Source organism: Massilia sp. S19_KUP03_FR1, assembly GCF_036688685.1.
In the GTDB taxonomy this organism is placed as follows: Bacteria; Pseudomonadota; Gammaproteobacteria; order Burkholderiales; family Burkholderiaceae_D; genus JALYUM01.
In genome coordinates this window covers 1-18,990 of sequence record NZ_JAQQPS010000014.1, presented here as the reverse complement: position 1 = coordinate 18,990, position 18,990 = coordinate 1, and the positions used below count along the sequence as shown (strand labels likewise).

At 63.9% G+C, this 18,990-nt stretch carries 15 protein-coding genes; 3 read left to right on the top strand and 12 right to left on the bottom strand.

Features of this window, described 5'->3' with window-relative positions; genetic code table 11:
- Positions 1-155: 155 nt before the first annotated feature.
- The gene (locus V6M87_RS16275; protein WP_332877700.1) at positions 156-1,070 is read left to right on the top strand and encodes a LysR family transcriptional regulator; all 915 of its coding nucleotides are present in this window, start codon (positions 156-158) and stop codon (positions 1,068-1,070) included.
- Here the strand turns inward: V6M87_RS16275 and V6M87_RS16270 are convergent.
- The 10 genes from V6M87_RS16270 to V6M87_RS16225 form a co-directional block, all read right to left on the bottom strand.
- On the bottom strand, positions 1,047-2,507 hold the full coding sequence (locus V6M87_RS16270) for a hypothetical protein (protein ID WP_332877699.1): 1,461 nt from the start codon (positions 2,505-2,507) through the stop codon (positions 1,047-1,049). The genes V6M87_RS16275 and V6M87_RS16270 overlap by 24 nt on opposite strands.
- Positions 2,504-4,459, bottom strand: a complete 1,956-nt coding sequence (locus V6M87_RS16265; RefSeq protein WP_332877698.1) for a hypothetical protein — start codon at positions 4,457-4,459, stop codon at positions 2,504-2,506. Before V6M87_RS16265 ends, V6M87_RS16270 begins: the two co-directional genes overlap by 4 nt.
- Positions 4,443-5,291, bottom strand: coding sequence for a BatA domain-containing protein (locus tag V6M87_RS16260; protein ID WP_332877697.1), 849 nt, complete (start codon positions 5,289-5,291; stop codon positions 4,443-4,445). Before V6M87_RS16260 ends, V6M87_RS16265 begins: the two co-directional genes overlap by 17 nt.
- Entirely contained in the window at positions 5,288-6,163 is an 876-nt protein-coding gene (locus tag V6M87_RS16255) for a DUF58 domain-containing protein (RefSeq protein ID WP_332877696.1), read from the bottom strand. The genes V6M87_RS16260 and V6M87_RS16255 overlap by 4 nt, the downstream gene beginning before the upstream one ends.
- Before the next feature lie 3 nt (positions 6,164-6,166).
- Complete coding sequence (locus tag V6M87_RS16250; RefSeq protein WP_332877695.1) at positions 6,167-7,159, bottom strand: AAA family ATPase; 993 nt, start codon at positions 7,157-7,159, stop codon at positions 6,167-6,169.
- A gap of 3 nt (positions 7,160-7,162) precedes the next feature.
- A complete protein-coding gene (locus V6M87_RS16245) occupies positions 7,163-7,783 on the bottom strand; it encodes a DUF4159 domain-containing protein (RefSeq protein ID WP_332877694.1) in 621 nt (206 codons plus the stop codon).
- 110 nt (positions 7,784-7,893) lie between these two features.
- A complete protein-coding gene (locus tag V6M87_RS16240) occupies positions 7,894-9,231 on the bottom strand; it encodes a TldD/PmbA family protein (RefSeq protein ID WP_332877693.1) in 1,338 nt (445 codons plus the stop codon).
- Between the two features lie 9 nt (positions 9,232-9,240).
- Positions 9,241-10,890: a TldD/PmbA family protein gene (locus tag V6M87_RS16235; protein ID WP_332877692.1), complete on the bottom strand. Its 1,650-nt coding sequence runs from the start codon at positions 10,888-10,890 to the stop codon at positions 9,241-9,243.
- Between the two features lie 9 nt (positions 10,891-10,899).
- Complete coding sequence (locus V6M87_RS16230) at positions 10,900-12,237, bottom strand: TldD/PmbA family protein (RefSeq protein WP_332877691.1); 1,338 nt, start codon at positions 12,235-12,237, stop codon at positions 10,900-10,902.
- 3 nt (positions 12,238-12,240) lie between these two features.
- The gene (locus V6M87_RS16225) at positions 12,241-13,878 is read right to left on the bottom strand and encodes a TldD/PmbA family protein (RefSeq protein ID WP_332877690.1); all 1,638 of its coding nucleotides are present in this window, start codon (positions 13,876-13,878) and stop codon (positions 12,241-12,243) included.
- Between the two features lie 253 nt (positions 13,879-14,131).
- Here V6M87_RS16225 and V6M87_RS16220 point away from each other — a divergent pair, with 253 nt between their 5' ends.
- Entirely contained in the window at positions 14,132-14,932 is an 801-nt protein-coding gene (locus V6M87_RS16220) for a class I SAM-dependent methyltransferase (RefSeq protein WP_332877689.1), read from the top strand.
- A 3-nt stretch (positions 14,933-14,935) separates the two neighbouring features.
- Here V6M87_RS16220 and V6M87_RS16215 read toward each other — a convergent pair whose 3' ends face one another.
- Together V6M87_RS16215 and V6M87_RS16210 are read right to left on the bottom strand one after the other, a co-directional pair.
- Positions 14,936-16,561, bottom strand: a complete 1,626-nt coding sequence (locus V6M87_RS16215) for a serine hydrolase (RefSeq protein WP_332877688.1) — start codon at positions 16,559-16,561, stop codon at positions 14,936-14,938.
- Between the two features lie 10 nt (positions 16,562-16,571).
- On the bottom strand, positions 16,572-18,416 hold the full coding sequence (locus tag V6M87_RS16210) for a M1 family metallopeptidase (RefSeq protein WP_332877687.1): 1,845 nt from the start codon (positions 18,414-18,416) through the stop codon (positions 16,572-16,574).
- A gap of 348 nt (positions 18,417-18,764) precedes the next feature.
- Between V6M87_RS16210 and V6M87_RS16205 the strand changes: the two genes are divergently transcribed.
- A partial coding sequence (locus tag V6M87_RS16205) for a hypothetical protein (RefSeq protein ID WP_332877686.1) occupies positions 18,765-18,990 on the top strand: 226 nt, incomplete at its 3' end.

Genomic DNA, 18,990 nt, shown 5'->3' with positions numbered 1-18,990 from the left:
CGGAATCGCAATAATTGCGCGATCGGCAGGCTGTGAATACAGTCTATTGGTTTGCATTTACGTGCATAAGCTGGAATCAACGGCTTTCAGAATTGCAAAAAATGGGATACTGTCAGGTAAATCGCTCGCCAAAGGCCCCCATGGACCGCATCCGCATGATGCAAATTTTTACCCGCGTGGTCGAAGCGCAGAGTTTTGCGGGTGCCGCCAAGGGACTGTCGCTACCGCGTTCGACGGTCAGCCGCGCCATCCAGGACCTGGAATCGCGGCTCAACGTGCGCCTGCTACAACGCACGACGCGCACTTTGCAGGTAACGCCGAACGGCAGTCTTTATTACGACCATTGCCAGCTGATCCTGAGCGAGATCGACAACGTCGAATTTGAACTGGCAGAGACAGCGCAGCATGTCCGTGGCACGCTGCGCGTCGACATGACCGCCTCCTTTGCGCGCACCATCGTGCTGCCAGCCATGCGCGACTTCCAGGCGCGCCATCCGGCCCTGTCGCTGGTATTGACGCTGGGCGACCGCACGATCGACCTGCTGGAAGAAGGCGTCGACTGCGTGGTGCGCGCCGGCATACCGGCCCCCTCCGCGCTACTGGTGGCGCGGCCTGTCGGCAGCTTCAAGTGGATCAGTTGTGCGTCTCCCGGCTACCTTGCGCGCCATGGGACGCCGCTCGTCCTCGCCGCTCTGGCAGAGCACAGCATCATCGAGTTTCATTCGGGGCGCACCGGCCGCGCGACCGACTGGCACATGATCGTCGATGGCAAAGAATACGCCGTACCGGCGCGCGGCAGCCTGGCCGTGAACGACACCGACGCTTACGTCAATTGCGCCCTGGAGGGACTCGGCCTGATTCGCATTGCCGACTATCTGGCAGAACCGCACATAGCCAGCGGGCGCCTGGTCGCCGTCCTGCCGCAACTGGCCAGCCCGGTGGTGCCGCTGTCGGTCATCTATCCGCAAAACCGCCACTTGCCATCGACCGTGCGGACCTTCGTCGACTGGATCGCGTCCCGTTTGCGCACGCTGGAAACGGCGCGTTCAGCGCCGCTCGCGCCACCATAAAAGAAGCAGCGCCAGCCCGAACAGCAAGGCAAACATCGTCGCAAACGGCGCCGATGCCGGTGCCGTGGCGCTGTCTTTGCCCGGCGTGCGCGCCAGATAGCGCCTGGTGGCGTCACGACGCTGGGCGCGCTGCCATAACGGCCAGTCCTTCGGATCATGGACATACAGCGCATGTGCCGCACCAACCGTCAGCCAGCCCGCTTGTCGCGGCCACACCGCCACGCACGCCGCATCGATATGGTCGGCGCGCTGCTGCAATGCCAGCGTCTGCCCCAGCTGCGGGAACGTGATGTCGCCTTTCACACCCTGCGCGCAGACGGCCAGGCGCTGGCCGGGCAGCGGCATCTCGTCCGGCTCCAGCCAGGTGACATCCTGCGCGCGCTGCACGCCGGCGCGATCGATCACGCTTTGCCACCAGGCGGCCAGCTGGTGCGGCTGGGTGATTGCATATTTGTGCCAGTCGGCGGCGCCCAGCCACGTGATGCGGCCTTGCTGCCAGGTGCGGGTCCAGACAATGCTGTCGTCCGAGCGCCACGGTCCGGCATTGGCGGACGCCGGATTGAAGGGCGGCGCTGCCAGTGTCATCGGGCCAGCGCTCATCTGTCCTTCCGGCTGCGCCAGCAGCGCCAGTTGCAGCGCCTGCGACCAGGCGCCGGCGTTGTTCGCGTTCCCCGCCAGGATCAGCAGCGGCGTACCGGCAGCAACACGCGCCAGCAAGGCTGCACGGCTGGCCGGCGCCGCCTGTTCGAACCACGCGGCGTCGACGATTTCCAGGTCCGCAGCAAATTCCTTGGTTGCCACGGCGCTGCGCGTGACGGCTTTGCCGAGCGTGACTTGCCAGTCGATGGCGGCGTGGCTGGCCACCAGTTGCGCTTCCAGCGCGCGCACATCGAACGACGGCGCATTGAAGCGGCCGCGCACCTGCAAGGGGACGTTGTCCTGCACGATGACCGGCACCGGGCCCTGGTCGATCAGCTTGCCCGCCTGGTCGAGCAGGCGCGCCTGCAGGACGAGTTTTTCCGCCACCGGCGGCAGCCATTGCACGGTCAGGTCGCCGCTGCCGGCGGTGTCAGCCAGAACCTGGCCATTCTCCGCCAGCAGTTGCAGGCGCGCCGGCGCCGGATTGCTGCGCTGGACAGTCAACGTGAACATGCGGCCCAGCGCCAGCGCACGCGGGAAGACCAGGCGCAGCGTATCGGTTGTCGGCGCGACCCACGCCATCGGACGCGCCGGCAAATCGTCCCACTGGCTGGCGCGCAGGCCATCGCCCGCGATCGTTTCGACCGTCTTCGGCGCCAGCGACGGCATGTGCACATCGGCCGCCAGGCCGGCCAGGGCGCCGGTTGCGACCAGCGCCAGCACAGCATCCAGCCAGCGCCGGCGCCACGCATACGCCAACATGCTGGCCGCGCCAATCAGGGCGATCAACAGGATCATGGCTGCGCTCCTTTTTGCCAGGCACGCGTAAAAGGCGTGGTGGCCGTCGGTGTGGCCTGCAGCAGCAGTGGCGGTTTGACGATGCCGCTGCGCAGCCAGGCACGTAACACCGGGCGACAAGCCACGCAGCCGTCCGCCACATCCTGGATCGCTCGCTGGGCCGCGAACTTGCTTTCATCGCCAGGCACGCGTTCAACTACCCAGTCGTACGCGCTGCGCGTCCACAGGGCCGGCAGTGGCTGTTCGCCATCGAGCGCCTGCAGCAGCGTGCGGATTGCCGCCGGCACGGTCTCCGGCGCGTCACCGGGCGCACGCCTGACACTGGCGGCGCCCGCCATGTCGCCGCTCATGCGGATTTCTTCCTTGATGGGCGGCGGCGTGAAGGCGGTCTTGTGCAGGTAAATGCGGTCAGCCTGCTGCAGCGCTTTGACTGCCTCCAGCGCTTTATGTTCGGGCGGCAGCGCAGCATTCGGTGCAATCGCGCGCAGCGATTTTTCGGCGTCCCACATCGCGGCCAGCGCGCGGCGCAGGATGGCTTTGGTGGCGTCGTCGAACAAAGTCGCACTTTCGGGCTGGTCGTGAACGTGGCCGAATTCGGCCACCATGTCATGTTTCTCGCCTTCCTTTTCGTGATGCTCGTCGCCGCCAAACAAACTCGACTCTTCGCCCAGGAACTGGCCGTAGCGACGGCGCAGTTGCGCCTGGTCGTCGGCGATTGATTCGCTGCGTTCGCGCACGGTAGCGGCATCCATTTTTTTCATGCGTTGATCCGCCACCAGCTGCTCCGTGTCGATGATGATCTGACGCTGGCTGCGCAGGTTTTCCGGTTTCACCAGCGTCGGCAGCGCGGACGTGACGTCGTCGCTCGCTTCCTGCACGGGACCGGGCAGGCGCAGCGTGTACGTGGCCGACTGGGTCGTATGCGGCTGGGGCGCGTTGTCCACCGCGCGCGCAAAGAAATACAGTTCGTCGCCAGGCGCCATGCCGAGTTCGGCCAGCGTCCACTGCTTCGTCCAGTTGCGGGTTTTCGGGTCGTTCGACGCCGGCAGCGGCAGTTCGCGGTCGGTAAACTTGATGCTCTCGCCGCTGCCGCGCGCCAGCGTCAGGTGCAGCGTCGCGCGCGCGACGCGGTAGTCGTCGCGCACTGCGACGGCAATGCTGGTGCCGCTCGCGCCAGGTTTGAGTTCCTGCACCATTTCCTTCGGCGCAGCGATCGAGATGTGCGGCGCTTCGTCCGCCAGTACGCGCAAATTGAAACGGCTGCCGCGCCAGCGCCAGGTCAGCGATTCGGTGGCGACCAGGCTGGCGCAGGCAGTAGCTACCTTGAGCCGGCGACCGTCACCCAATTCGATCGGCGGCGCGTCCGCGACAGGGGCGCGCAGGCACCAGCTGACTGTGCTCTGTTCCGGCACCTGCACCTCGCGACCCGGGCCGGTGGCGGGCGCGATGCCGGTATAGCGCGGGGGCGTGACCTGCATGATCAGTTCCGGCACCGCTGGCGGCGCGGTTTTTCCAGCAGCCGCAGGCAACAGTGCGGCGCCAGGCTGGGCGCTCCACTGCCACAGCACTGCCGCGCCAGCGGCGCTGAGCGCGCTCCAGCCCAGGCCCGTCGCCACGCGCCGCGCGACAATGCCGCGCAAGGTGGCGCCAGGGACGTCCAGCCGCGCCAGCAAACGCGCGCGCTGCAACTGCGCCAGTGGCGACACGGCGCCGGCGATCAAGCCGGCGCTGTCTTCCAGTGCCGGAATACCTTCGTTAAGCCAGGCGTTGGCTTCGCGCGCAACGCGTGCGCGCAGGCGCCAGACGTCCCACCCGACCCAGGCAAGCCACACCAGCGCACCGGGCCAGCACGACATCAGCAGCCACGGAACGGCGCCAAGCGACCATGCCGACAGGCGCTGCAGCAGCACGGTACGCCACAGGCGCTGGTTCAGATCAACGCTTGCGGACATGCGCCAGTCCCCTTTCCAGCGCAAACAGCGCGATCAGAGCGATGAGCAATTTGTCACGCAACGCGCCGCCCTGGCTCTTTACAGGCACGGACGGATCGGCCGCCAGCACCTGTGGCGGCGCCACATACGGCACCGGTGCGACATACTGGTGCTGCCACGTTTCGAGCAGCGCACGCGCAGCCGCAGCGTCAAGCGGCAGCGCCGTGCGAACCACGCGCCACGGCCCCGCTGGCGGCGCCACGTCGGTTTCGTCCCAGACGATCCATTCGGTCTGCGCGTCCGGCGCCGCATCGACGACGTAGCGCACCGGCCCATCCACGGCAGAGAGCAAGGCGCGCCAGGGCGCCGTTGTGGCGCTGAAGATGGCCACGTGGCGCTTGGCCAGCGCGACTGGCGGCGTGACGGTCTGCAGGGTGATCAGGTGGCGCAGGCGCGGCTGCGTGGCGGCCATGGTTTGCGGCCCGACGATGGTGATCTTTGCATCCGGCTTCCACTCTGCCTCGCGCGCACGGAACCAGCCGATGGCATCCTGTGTCGGCAGCGCGACCGCACGCGGGTCCTTGCTCACGCCACCCGGCAGCACCAGCACCGTGTCGGCGCGCCAGGCGACGACGGGATCGGCCAGCCAGGCAATCAGGGTTGCCAGCAGCAGGCAACGCAGCACCAACAGCATGAGATCGACCCAGCGCCAGGCACGCAGCTGGCGTGGCGCCGACTTCGGCAGGAAGCGCGCAGTGGCCAGCGGCGTCGCTTGTACCTGCCGGCGGCGCTGGCGATGCCACCAGACGGGCAGCAACAGGACGGGCAGCGCCCACCACCACAGGCTCGTCATCGGCGCCCCGCCTGCTTGAGCAGCGCGCGCAGCACTTCGCCGGGCAGTTGCTCGATGCGGGCCGCCAGCATCGGCACATCATGCTGGCGGCTGTGCGCTTTCACGGCGCCGAAGTGGGCGTCGCGCGCCGTGGCATACGCACCCTGCATCGATTTGTCGAAGCCGAACATGCCCTCGCCGGCTTCGGGGTCGCGATACGCGCCGTGCTTGAAATCGGCGTCCACCTCGGCCTGCGTCTGCAGCAGCAGCGCGCGCACGTCGTGGCGCATGTGGCGAAGGCGCAGCAGCGCTTCGGACAAGGGCGACGGCCAGTCAAGGAAATCGCTGGCAGCGACAATCAGGCTGGGTGAACGGGCAAAGTGCAGTGCCGATTTCAACGCTGCCGCATCGGGCAGCTGCCCCGCCGGCTCAGCCTTCTGCAGCTGTGCCAGGATGCGGTGTAACTGGCGCGGGCCGCGTGACGCCGGCGTAAATTGCGTCTTGCCGTCTTGTAGCACCACCAGTCCGAACGCATCGCCCTGGCGCTGCGCGATCGCCGCGATACAGGCCAGGATGGAACGGGCATACGCGATCTTGTCGAGGCCTTCGATGCTGCGGCTCGGTTCCGCCATCGATGCGGTGGCGTCGAGCACCAGCCACACCGCGACGTGGCTGTCGCGCTCCGCTTCGCGCACATAGTATCGGTCGGCGCGCGCCAGCAGTTTCCAGTCGACGCGGCGCCACTCGTCGCCCGGCACATAGGCCCGGTACTCGGAGAATTCAACCCCTGCGCCGCGCTCGACGCCCACGTGAATGCCGTGGCCAAGCCCCGCCAGCACGTGGCGGATGACCAGGTCGAGATTGGCGGACTGCGCCAGCAATGAGGACGACACCAATTAGTCGACCTTGATCTCGCTGCGCAATGACGCCAGGATGTCGGCAATGGCCACGCCATCGGCTTCCGCTTCAAAATTGCGCAGCACGCGGTGCGCCAGCACCGGCAGCAGCATGGCGCCGATGTCTTCGCGCGTGACCGCCAGCCGGCCCTGCATCAATGCGCGTGCCTTGGAGGCCAGCACCAGCGCCTGGCCCGCGCGCGGTCCGGCGCCCCAGCCAACATGCTTGCGGATCGCCGCCACAGTACTGTCGCCGGGCCGGGTCGCGCGCACCAGGCGCGTGGCGTAGCGCAGCAGGTGCTCGCCAATCTCGATGTCGCGCACCAGCAACTGCAAACGCAGCAGCGTGGCCAGGTCCATCGCCTGCGTCGCATCGCGCAGGCCGGCGTGGGTGGTGGCCGCCACCATCGCGACTTCTTCGTCTTCGGTCGGGTAGCCGACGTCGATGCGCAGCAGGAAGCGGTCGAGCTGCGCCTCCGGCAGCGGATAGGTGCCGGACTGCTCGATCGGGTTTTGTGTGGCCAGCACAAAGAACGGTTTCGGCAACTGGTAGGTGTGGCCGGCGAAGGTCACCGAGCGTTCCTGCATGGCTTCGAGCAGCGCCGACTGGGTTTTCGGGGGCGCGCGATTGATCTCGTCGGCCAGCAGCACCTGGGTAAACACGGGTCCCTGCTGGAAGCGGAACACGCGCTGGTGCGTGGCCGCGTCTTCTTCCAGGATTTCGGTGCCGACGATATCGGACGGCATCAAGTCGGGCGTGAACTGCACGCGCCGGAATTGCATGTCGGTGGCCTGCGCCAGCGATTTGACCAGCAGGGTTTTACCGAGGCCCGGCACGCCTTCGACCAGCGCGTGGCCGCCGGCCAGCAGGCAGATGATGAGGTGCTCGACAACTTGATCCTGGCCGATGATGACGCGGCCCATGCTCAGTTTCAGATCCTTGACCTTGGCGGTCAGGCTGGCGACTTCGGGTTCACTCCATTGTTCTGACACTGTTCAAGCTCCCAACGCATATTGAATGATATTCACGGCAAATCTCGTATTGTCGACGGCGAGGAAGCGTTTGTTACGGAAGTCGTAATCCCACTCGCAGCCGTAATCCTTGTTCGAATACAGCACCCGGATGCGGCCATTGAACACGATGGCTTTTAAATAATCGTGCACCAGGTCGTCGCCCCAGCCATTGAGTTCGGCGCCCGTGTTCGGCGGGCCGTCGAATTTAAAAAAGCTCGAGTAGATCGGATGGTTGTTCGGGATTTTGGCGAGCGCCTTCGGCCCGAAGATTTTCGCCATCTCGGCTTCGAACGATTTGGCGAACAGCCCGTCAATATCGTGGTTGCAGTCGTCGACCAGCACAAACCCGCCGCCGCGCACGTATTGTTCGAAGTTGCGCCGCTCGGCGGGTGTGAACTGCACCAGCTTGTGACCGGCCAGGTAGCAGAACGGCGCTTCCAGCATTTTTTTATCGGACAGCGCCACCATGCGCTCAACCGGGTCGATGCGCAGGGTGGTGTACTCCACGAGCGAGTTGAGCACATTGCTGGGCATGCGGATATCCACGTCCCAGTCGCCCGACTCGTAGGTCAGACGGGTGAAGTAAAAATCGCTGCGGGCCATTTAATCGGTACCTGCGAACACGTCATCCCCGCGCAGGCCGGGAGTCATTTCGGCCAATGGCCGGAATGACGGTCTTGGGGGCGAAGGGGAAAGCGGGCATCGCGACCTTTTTACACCGCGTCCGACAAGGACGTGAAATTAAAATCACGCACCTTCATCGGCGGAATCAGCATCGAGTACGGCACTTCATCGCCGGCGATGATCACCGGTTTCCCCAGCTCTTCGACGTTATTGAGCATCGACACCGGGCTTTCATTAAAGCGGAAGTTCTTGATCGGGTGCTTGATCTTGCCGTTTTCAACGTAGAAGGTGCCGTCGCGCGTGAGGCCAGTCAGCGCCAGCGACTGCGGATCGACCATGCGGATATACCAGGTGCGCGTGACGACCACACCCTTTTTGGTCGACGCGATCAGCTCTTCCAGCGACTTGGTGCCGCCCGCCATGATCATATTGCCGCTGCGGCCGCTGGCCACCTTGCCCTGCTTTTGCGCCCAGAAGCGCGAGTATTCCAGGTTGACCACGCGGCCATCCTTGATGATGTCGGTTCGCTGGCGCGCCAGCTGCGAGCGGCTGTCCCACGGGCTGACCGGCACGTCCGTGTTCCACGGGTCCGAATACACCTGGATCTGCTCGTCGACCAGTTTGTCGCCGAGGCGGTTGCCCCCGCCCTTCTTCGACATGAAGCTGCGGCCTTCGTCGGCATTCCTCGCACCCAGTGCGCCGAACATGCGGCCGATGACTTCCGACGTTGCCGCCGGCTCCAGGATCACCGTGTAGCGGCCCGGTTCCATGGCCTTGGCATCGACCGAGCGCAGCGCTTTTTCGATGGCGATAGCGGACGCTTCGCGCGCATCAAAACGGCGCGCATCGACGGCGGAACGCGCCACCCAGCCCGAACCGCGCCCGTCTTCGGTGCGCGCAGTACACGTGTAATCGAGATTGGTAAATTCACGGTGACCGAACAGGCCGTTCGAATTGGCGATGGTTTCAAAGCCGGTTACGTCGGTGAAAAAGCCGGCGGTGACGATCTTGTCCTTGCGGCCCGCTTCAATGGCGTACGCCGCCACCTGGGCGCGAAATTCCGGGTCGATGGCCGCGGTGGCCGCGACGAATTCGGCGCTCGGGCGGAATACCTGTTTGCCCGGCGCCGGCACGAATTCCGGGTTCTCCGGCGCCAGTCGCGCCACTTCCTCGGCGCGCGCGACGGCCGCCTGCAGCGCCTTGTCGTCGAACTGGTTGATCTGCACGGTGCCGACGCGCTTGCCGAAAGCGACCGTGATCGACAGGCTGATGTCTTCGTTCAGGCCCGCGGTCGACACGCTGTTGCGCGCGAAGCGGATATTGCCCTTGCGCGCGCCGTCGATAGAGACGCTGCATTCATCGGCTTTCGACAAACCGATCACGCGGTCGGTGAGGCGCTTCGCTTCTTCCTGATTGAGTAGTTTCACGACAGCTCCTTAGCCGACCTTGCGGGCGGTGTTGATCACATTGATACCGTTGAAACGGGTCGTCGATGAACCGTGCGACACCGCGCTGACCTGGCTCGGCTGGCCCTTGCCGTCGAAGAAGGAGCCGCCCATGCGCCAGTCGCGCTGGTCGCAAATGGCGCTGCAGGCATTCCAGAATTCCTGCGTGTTCGACTGATAGGCCACGTCTTCCAGCATCTGGCCGATCTTGCCATCCTTGATTTCAAAGTACAGCTGGCCGCCGAACTGGAAGTTGTAGCGCTGCTGGTCGATCGAGTACGAGCCGCGTCCGAGCACATAAATGCCCTTCTTGACGTCCTTCACCATGTCGTCGGGCGTGAGCGGGGTTTTGCCGGCGGCGAGCGACACGTTCGGCATGCGCTGAAACTGCACGCTGCTCCAGCTGTCGGCATACGAGCAGCCGTGCGATTCTTTTTCGCCGATGATGTGGGCCTGGTCGCGCGTGGCCTGGTAGTTGACCAGGATGCCGTCACGGATGATGTCCCAGCGTTTCGACGCCACGCCTTCATCGTCGTAGCCCACCGCGCCGAGCGAACCCGGCGTGGTCTTGTCGGCGATGATGTTCACGCGTTCGGAACCGAATTTGAATTTCTTCGACTCCCATTTATCGAGCGTGCAAAAGCTGGTCCCGGCGTAATTGGCTTCGTAGCCCAGCACGCGGTCGAGCTCAGTCGGGTGGCCGACCGACTCGTGGATCGTCAGGAACAGGTTTTCGGGCGAGAGCACCAGGTCATATTTACCCGGCTCGACCGATTTTGCCCCGATCTTTTCGCGCGCCTGGCGCCCGGCGATGCGGGCTTCTTCCACGATGTCGTAGGAACGCGTGTAGAGCGTCGCGACGCCACCGGCGGCTTTTACCTTGTCGGCGGCGCGGGCATCGAAATATTCATAGCCCATGCCGACCGGCGAAGCGAGGCCGGCGCGCGAGCGGAATTTGCCGCTGGCCTTGTCGACCGCGGTCGCATTGATCGGCGCCCACAGGCGGTGGATGTCCTGGTCGATGTAGGAACCATCGGTGGACGCAAAATACTTTTGCTGGTTCACCTGGAACAGGTTCGCCGTCATGAAGCTGGCGCCGGCGTCCAGGCCGGCCATATTGGCGGCTATGAGCATCTCCGCCTTGTCCTTGACCGGCACGGCTCTCCAGTCGCGCGTAAACGGCGTGGCCCAGCGCACTTCGCCCACGCCCTTCACCGGCGCCAGTTGCACCGGCTCCGTCTGCAGCCTGGCATTGGCGCGGGCAATTGCCACGGCCTGGCGCGCGGCAGTGGCCACCGCGTCCGGCGCCATGCTGTTGGTCGACGCGAAACCATAGGCGCCGCCGGCAATCACGCGCACGCCGATGCCGCTCGACTCGGTGTTGACGACGTTGTCGACGTTCAGGTCGCGCGTGGTGATGAACTGATTTAAGTAGCGCCCGATCCGCACGTCGCAGTAGCTGGCGCCGGCTTTGGTGGCCGCGTTCATGGCCACATCGGCCAGCGCCTTCTTCGCCGCCACGGCCATGGGGGCCATCAGGTCTTCGGCGGCAATCGCGTTGCCGAAGACCGGAACGAAAATAGGGCTGAGGTACGAACCAGCGGCGCCGCCGCCGATCTTCAGAAATGTACGACGTTCCATCTGTGTTCCTTACACCGCGTCGGACAGCGACGTGAAATTAAAGTCGCGCACTTTCATCGGCGGGATCAGCATCGCGTACTGCGATTCGTCGCCGGAGATGATGACCGGCTTGCCGATTTCCTCGATATTGTTGAGCATCGTGACCGGGCTTTCGTTGAAGCGGAAGTTCTTGATCGGGTGCTTGATCTTGCCGTTCTCGATGTAGAAGGTGCCATCGCGCGTCAGGCCCGTCAGCGCCACCGATTGCGGATCGACCATGCGGATGTACCAGGTACGCGTGACCAGCACACCTTTCTTGGTGTTGGCGATCAGTTCCGCGGTCGACTTGCTTGTCCCCGCCATGATGATGTTGCCGGCACTGGCGGTCGGGCGCACGCCCTTCTTGGCGGCCCAGAACAGCGAATAGTCGAGCGCATTCACGCGGCCATCCTTGATCAGCGCCGTGCGTTCGCGCGCCAGCATGTTCTGGTTATCCCACGGCAGCACAGGCACGTCTTTGTCCCACGGGTCGGCCCAGATATTGACCTGGCTGTCGAACAATTTGTCGCCCAGGCGGCTGGCGCCGCCCTTCTTGGACAGGAAGCTGCGGCCTTCGTCGGCCTGGCGTGCATCGAAGCCGCCCAGCATGTAGCCGAGCAGGTCCGAGGTGGCGGCCGGCTCCAGGATGACCGTGTAGCGGCCCGGTTCGATGGCCTTGGCTTCGACCGAGCGCAGGGCTTTTTCGATGGCCACGTCGACCGCTTCACGCGCGTCGAAGCGGCCGGCATCGCGCGCCGAACGCGTGACCCAGCCCGAGCCGCGGCCGTCGGCCGTGCGCACGGTGCACGTGAAGTCGAGGCCAGTCACGGCCTGGTGGCCGAACACGCCGTTCGAATTGGCGATGGTGGAAAACGACGTGCGGTCGGTAAAAAAGCCCGCTGCCACCAGGTTCTGCTTGCGGCAGGCCTCAAGGGCGTAGGCCGCGGCCTGGGCGCGAAACTCCGGGTCGATGGCGGCGGTGCGGGCGCTGAAGGTATCGGTCGACTTAAAAACCTGCTTGGCCACGGCTGGCATGAACTCCGGGTTTTCCGGCGCCAGGCGTGCCAGGTCTTCGGCGCGACGCACGACTTTTTCCAGCGACTTGTCATCGAACTCGTTGATGGTGGCAGTGCCCTGGCGTTTACCGAAGGCAACCTGCACGGCGATGCTGGTGTCGTCGGACAGGCCGGCGGTCGAGACGGTATTGCGGGCGAAGCGAATGTTGCCGGTACGCGCGCCGTTGACGGTGACGATGCATTCGTCCGCCTTGGAAAACTTCATCAGGCGCTCGGTCAGCGCTTTGGTTTGTTCTGCGGTCAGGATAGTCATGGATTAACCAATCTTGCGTGCGGTGTTGATCACATTGATGCCGTTGAAGCGCGTCGTCGAAGCGCCGTGCGAGACGATGCTGATCTGCGGCGGCTGGCCTTTGCCATCAAAAAACGAGCCGCCCATGCGCCAGTCGCGGTCGTCGCAGGTGGCGCTGCAGGCGTTCCAGAATTCCTGGGTGTTCGACTGGTAAGCCACGTCTTCGAGCATCGCGCCGATCTTGCCGTTGTTGATTTCGTAGTACAGCTGGCCGCCGAACTGGAAGTTGTAGCGCTGCTGGTCGATCGAGAACGAACCGTCACCGACGATATAAATGCCCTTTTTGATGTCCTTGACCATCTCGTCCGGCGTCAGCTTTTTCTTGCCCGCCTCCAGCGACACGTTGGGCATGCGCTGGAACTGCACGCTGCTCCAGCTGTCGGCGTATGAGCAGCCCTGCGATTCCTTCTCGCCAATGATGTGGGCCTGGTCGCGCGTGGCCTGGTAGTTGACCAGGATGCCGTCGCGGATGATGTCCCAGCGTTTGCCGCGCACGCCTTCGTCGTCGTAACCGATGCAGCCCAGGGAACCCGGCGTGGTTTTATCCGCGACGATGTTCACGTTCGGCGAACCGTACTTGAATTTTTTCGATTCCCATTTGTCGAGCGTGGCAAAGCTGGTGCCGGCGTAATTGGCTTCATAACCGAGCACGCGATCAAGTTCGGTGGGGTGCCCCACCGACTCGTGAATCGTCAGCCACAGGTGTTCTGGCGACAAAACCAGGTCGTATTTGCCCGGTGTGACCGATTTGGCGGTCAGCTTGGCTTTCGCATCGCGCCCGGCGGCGCGCGCGTCTTCGATCAGGTCATACGAATTCTTGTACAGGGTGGCGACGCCGCCGGCGGCACGGATCTTGTCCTGCGGGCGCGCGTCGAGGTATTCGTAACCCATGCCGACCGGCGCGGACAGACCCGAGCGCGAGCGGAATTTGCCGCTGGCTTTGTCGACGGCAGTCGCGAACACCGGGGCCCAGATGCGGTGCACGTCCTGATCGATGTAGGAGCCGTCGGTGGACGCGAAGTACTTTTGCTGGTTCACCTGAAACAGCACCGACTGCATGAAACTGGCGCCACCGTCCATGCCGGCCTTGTTCGCGGCGATCAGCAGTTCAGCCTTTTCCTTGATCGGCACCGCGCGCCAGTCCTTCTTGAACGGCGTAGCCCAGGCCACTTCGCCCACGCCTTTGACGGGGGCCAGTTGCACCGGCTCGGTTTGCAGGCGCGAATTGGCCTTGGCAATGGCGACCGCCTGGCGGGCGGCGTTGGCCACGGCGTCCGGCGACATGTCGCTGGTGGCGGCAAAGCCGTAGGCGCCGTTGCAGATGACGCGCACGCCGACGCCGGCCGATTCGGTATTGGCGACGTTCTCGACGTTCAGGTCGCGCGTGGTGATGAACTGGTTCAGGTAACGCCCGATGCGCACGTCGCAGTAGCTCGCGCCGGCCTGGGTTGCGGCGGTCAACGCAGTGTCGGCGAGGGTCTTCTTGAATTTCGTGGCCAGGGGTGTGAGCAGCTCTTCGGCTGCAATGACGTTCCCGGCGATTGGCAGCATCATCGTCCCGAGGGCCAGTCCGCTGATGTTGAGAAAAGTGCGACGTTCCATGCGATCTCCTGATATCACCCACAAGGACCGAACCCATATGCCACCGGGATCGGACGACAAATCGGATAAACGATAACAGCACTACAAGGTTTTGAATAGGCAATCTTTATACATATCTACCACGTGTTGGTTACCGGCGTATGTACAGCCAGCACGCCGATTGGGCACAATCTTGTTGACTCGCTCACACCCATCCCCGATGATCCCTTCGTGCGCGGCGCCGTCCGCGCGATGACCCGGAGACCGACAAAAAATGAAACGACTGATCATGGCCGCCCTGCTGGGCGCCAGCGCGATGAGCGCCGCCCACGCCGCCGACGATGCACTGAAAGCCGCCGTCGGCGCGACCACGCGCACGCCTGCCAACGTCGCCCGCGACGTGTATCGCCACCCTTACGAAACCTTGAGCTTTTTCGGCATCAAGCCGACCATGACGGTGGTGGAACTGGTGCCGAGCGGTGGCTGGTACGCGGAGATCCTGGCGCCTTACCTGCGCGAGAACGGCAAATACATCGGCGCGGGTTCCGTGCCCGATCCGGTCAAGCGTACCGGCATGGCGTTCCAGAAGAAGCTCGATTCGAATCCGGCCATCTACGACAAGGCCGTCGTCAGCGTGTTCAACCCACCGTCGAGCTACAACATCGCCCCGGCCGGCAGCGTCGACATGGTGCTCACCTTCCGCAACGTGCATAACTGGGTCGGGGGTGGCGACGCCGCCGTGGTCGATGTGTTCAAGCAGATGTACGCGGTGCTCAAACCAGGCGGCGTGCTGGGTGTGGTCGACCACCGCCTGCCGGCGAGCGCGACGCAGGATGCGACCGCGTCGACCGGCTACGTGAAGGAGTCGTATGTGATTGGCATCGCCGAGAAAGCCGGCTTCAAGCTGGTGGCGAAGTCGGAGATCAACGCCAACCCGAAGGACAACGCCGAACATAAAAACGGCGTGTGGGCGCTGCCGCCGACGTACGCGAACAAGGATGAAGACCGCGCCGCGCTCCAGGCGATTGGGGAGAGTGATCGGATGACGCTGAAGTTTGTGAAGCCGGCGAAGTAAACGCTATTGTGAAGCGGCCTGGTTCCCCGCCGCAACCGGCACAAAATTCAAATCCTGGAAGTCATAACTGAAATCCGTCTCGGTCGACACCGGCGCCATGCGCATGCGGTCGATCGAGCCGTCCGGGTTGAGCGCGAAGGTCACGTACGCGTCCGCATGTAAACTACGCTGCTTCCAGCGCACGATGAAGGTATCGTGCTGGAAGTGCTCCAGCTCTCCCGTCAGATCTGGCGTGCGCGTGAACGTCAGGATCTGCTTCTTGCCCACGTGGCCGATGGTCGCCTTGCCGTACCACGCATCCTGGTAATCGCCGTCGTAGTCGGCCAGCGCCAGCGACGGTTTTGATGCCGCCACGCGGCTCGTATCCGCCGCTTTTACGCGCGCCAGCTCTTTCGCATGTATCTTCTTTTCCTGGTCGGCGATGATGCCGATCCAGTCGGTCGGCGCAATGCCCATATACTGGTCCAGCAAGCGGTATTGCATCGCATCGAGCGCCTCGTCGCTCTCCGCATTGGTGAAAATCGCGATCCCCAGTTTCGATTCCGGCACGAGCACCAGGCGTGAATAGAATCCGATCAGTGCGCCGCCATGCATGGCGACCTTTTGGCCGTGATAGTCGCGCAGTCTGAAGCCCAGGCCGTACGCCGAAAAATTAGGCCTGGTTGCCGCCAACGCCGCCGGCGGCTCGCCGATCATGATCGGCGTCTGCGCCGTCCACAAATCCTTGGCCCGCGCGTCGCTGTACAGGCGCACCGGCTTGCCATTGGCATCCATCCCTTTGGCCGCAATCTTGCCGCCGTCGAGCAGCACCTGCATCCACCTGGCGATATCTTCGGCATTGGTGTTGATGCCGACCGCGCCGACGGCATTCGGTACCGGGAATGGCTTGACCAGCGTGATACGGTCGTTGACTTTGCTGTGCGGGCCGGACTGGTTGGCAATCGCCGCCCCTTCGGCCAGGCTGGTGGTCGTGCCCGTCATCCCGACCGGGTTCAGGATTTTTTCGCGCACCGTGTCGCCCCAGCTCTTGCCGGATTTGGCGGCGATGATTTTGCCGGCCACGATATACAGCAGGTTGTCGTAGGCGTACGCGCTGCGAAAGCTCGTCGCCGGCTTGATGTAGCGAAGCTTCTCGATGATTTCATCGGTGCTGAACGTCGTCTTCGGCCACCACAGCAAGTCGCCGGCGCCCAGGCCCAGGCCACTGCGGTGGGTCAGCAGATCACGCACCGTCATTTCGTGGGTCACATACGCGTCATACATCTGGAAGTCGGGCAGGTGTTTGGTGACCGGGTCGTCCCAGGCCAGCTTGCCCTCGTCGACCAGCATCGCCAGCGCGGCGGCCGTAAAGGCTTTCGAGTTCGAGGCGACTTCGAACAGCGTGTTTGCGTCGACCAGCGCCGGCTGGCCCAGCTTGCGCACGCCGAAGCCGCGCGTGGCGACGACTTTGCCGTCCTTGACGATGGCAATCGCGATGCCGGGCACGTCGAACGCTTTCATGACGCGGGTGACGTCGGCCTCGAGGTTATAGGCGGCGCTGGCGGCGACCGGCACCGTCGTTTGCGCGCTGGCGCCGACGGCGGAAAATGCGATGATGAATGCGGCGGCGATGCGGGTGAGAGCGTGCACAGTACGGTCCTTATTTCGTGTTCATGAGTTTGTCGACGCTCGCTTGCGTGACCGGGTGGTAGCGCGCTCGCGCGCGCTGGTAGACCTGTTCGGCCCAGGCCTTGTCGGCGGCGTCCTTGCGCAATGCCGTGTACAGCGGGATCACGAATTTCTGGCGTCCCACGCTGAGCAGGAAGGCTTCCAGTTGCGGGCGTATTGCGCGGTTGCCGGCGTGGATGGAGGCACGATAAAAACGGAAGGCGATTTCATTGTTGCGGCTACCGGTCAGATGGGCCGCGGCGTCCAGCTCGCGCAACTGGGCAAGGGTGGCATGTTCATCGATATCGTTGAGGAACTTCATCGACTCGAGCGCGCTCCAGCCTTTGCTGTCCAATTGTTCTGTGCGCAGATCGCCTTTCAGCCACTGCACCCGTTTCAGGTCGAGCGCGGCCAGGCGCGCCGAACTGGCGTGCACCGCACTGGCGGGAATGCCGGGGCCGTGCAGCCAGTCGTCGAGCTCCGCGTCGCTCATCACGCCAGGGTGTTTGCTCAGCAAAGCGCTGCGCAGGTAAGACTCGAACTGGTCGGTCGTCACGCTCTGGAAGGCGTGCTGGTCGAACCAGCCGCGCAGGAAAGGGTCGAACACGGCGCGGCCGGCACGCTGCTCGAGGGTGCGCAGGAACCAGGCGCCTTTCGGGTAAGCCAGCGAATCGTCGGTGTACTGTGCGGAGGAGGTATCCGCATCTTTGGTCAACAGTGCCTGCTTTGCGGGCGCGATGGTTTTAATCAGCTCGAGCGCTTCTTCCTGCTCCAGCTGCAGGTTCATCGTCGCCACTTCTTCACCGTAGAGTTTTTCCAGGATGCGGGTCGTAACGTAGGTGGTAAAACCCTCGTTGAGCCACCAGTGCTTCCACGAGGCGTTGGTGACCAGGTTGCCGGACCAGCTGTGTGCCAGTTCATGCGCGATCAGGTCGACCAGGCTGCGGTCGCCCGCGATCATGGTCGGCGTCAAAAACGTCAGGCGCGGGTTTTCCATGCCGCCGATGGGAAACGACGGCGGTAGCACCAGCATGTCGTAACGCCCCCACCGATACGGGCCATACAGCGACTCGGCGGCGGCGACCATTTTCTCGGTATCGGCCAGTTCATATGCGGCCGCCTTGATGCGCAGCGGCTCGGCATACACGCCGGTGCGTCCACCCAGCGAGCGCGCTTCCAGTTCACCGATGCCGATCGCCAGCAGGTAGGAAGGAATTGGCTGCGGCATGGTGAATTTCCAGCCGCCCTTGCCGGTCGCTTTTGCGTCGTTGTCGGCGCTCATCACCACGCGCAGGCCGGCCGGCGCGGCGATGCGCGCGGTGTAGGTAAAGCGCACGGCCGGGGTGTCCTGCAGCGGCACCCATGAGCGCGCGTTGATGGTCTCGGACTGGCTGAACATGAAGGGTCTCTTGCCCGACAGGGTCTGCGCGGGCGTGAGCCATTGCAGCGCCGCGGCATCGGGCGCCGTGCGGTAATCGATGCGCACCTTCGGCGGCTGGCTGGTCAGCGCGATGTGCAGTGCCTGGCCCTTTTCCGGGTCGAGCTTGCCGAGGGTGAACGGCGCCGGCGTCCACTTGCCCTGTGCGTCCTGCACCTGCACGCGCGCGATGGCCAGACCGCGCGTGTCGAGGTCGAGCGTGCGCGCGGCAGGGTCGAGCCAGTCGAGCGTCAGTTCAGCATAGCCGGACAGCGTTTTATGGGTGAAGTCGGCCGCGAGGTCGAGGTGGACGGCGCGGGTTTTGACCTGGTCATAGTGGGCGTAACTGAGGGGGTCCAGTGCGTATGCGCTGGTGCTGAGGGCGCCGAAAAGGCTGAACAGCAGGATCGATGGTTTCATGGTCTCTCGCGAAAACGGATGCGCCGCAGGATAGCACGGGGCCCCGTATTGACAGGCTCCGGGACGTCGCTGGCGCTGGCGCTGATGGTGGCGCCGATGTCGTCGACCAGGTAGTTTCCGAAGCTTTTCAATTTTAAAAACGACCACGATGACGCACCTGTTGTTTTCAGGAGATCACGTTGGATCATTGAGAATTCGCAAATTGCCCAGGCTCAACAGTTCAATACTCGAGTTTTGATTCCGCAGTGGTGGCCTGCTTCGCTTCGAAGTTTGCAACGACAGCGTTCTCGGTCCAGGACATTTGCGCTACCAGTTGCGCACAAGTTAGTTATTTACGGTGGAGTGTGAATGGAAAACGTCAACGACCTGATCGACCTGATGTTCTCGGGCCAGCAGTTTGACACCTTGCACCGGGCCTTGCGCCTGCGGATCGCCTTCCCGGACGGTATTGCCGATCACGTCTTGCTGCCTCAGCGCGTGCACGGCGCCGAGGCTAAGTGCGGCGGCATCGCCTACACGATCTTGTGCGTGTCGGCCTCGAGCGACCTGCCCCTGAAAAGTTTTATTGGACTGG

What these genes read in the sequence shown, in the direction of transcription:
- V6M87_RS16275 (WP_332877700.1), top strand. Translation starts at nt 156, where the DNA reads ATGATGCAAATTTTTACCCGCGTGGTCGAAGCGCAGAGTTTTGCGGGT.
- V6M87_RS16270 (WP_332877699.1), bottom strand. Translation starts at nt 2,507, where the DNA reads ATGATCCTGTTGATCGCCCTGATTGGCGCGGCCAGCATGTTGGCGTAT.
- V6M87_RS16265 (WP_332877698.1), bottom strand. Translation starts at nt 4,459, where the DNA reads ATGTCCGCAAGCGTTGATCTGAACCAGCGCCTGTGGCGTACCGTGCTG.
- V6M87_RS16260 (WP_332877697.1), bottom strand. Translation starts at nt 5,291, where the DNA reads ATGACGAGCCTGTGGTGGTGGGCGCTGCCCGTCCTGTTGCTGCCCGTC.
- V6M87_RS16245 (WP_332877694.1), bottom strand. Translation starts at nt 7,783, where the DNA reads ATGGCCCGCAGCGATTTTTACTTCACCCGTCTGACCTACGAGTCGGGC.
- V6M87_RS16235 (WP_332877692.1), bottom strand. Translation starts at nt 10,890, where the DNA reads ATGGAACGTCGTACATTTCTGAAGATCGGCGGCGGCGCCGCTGGTTCG.
- V6M87_RS16230 (WP_332877691.1), bottom strand. Translation starts at nt 12,237, where the DNA reads ATGACTATCCTGACCGCAGAACAAACCAAAGCGCTGACCGAGCGCCTG.
- V6M87_RS16225 (WP_332877690.1), bottom strand. Translation starts at nt 13,878, where the DNA reads ATGGAACGTCGCACTTTTCTCAACATCAGCGGACTGGCCCTCGGGACG.
- V6M87_RS16220 (WP_332877689.1), top strand. Translation starts at nt 14,132, where the DNA reads ATGAAACGACTGATCATGGCCGCCCTGCTGGGCGCCAGCGCGATGAGC.
- V6M87_RS16210 (WP_332877687.1), bottom strand. Translation starts at nt 18,416, where the DNA reads ATGAAACCATCGATCCTGCTGTTCAGCCTTTTCGGCGCCCTCAGCACC.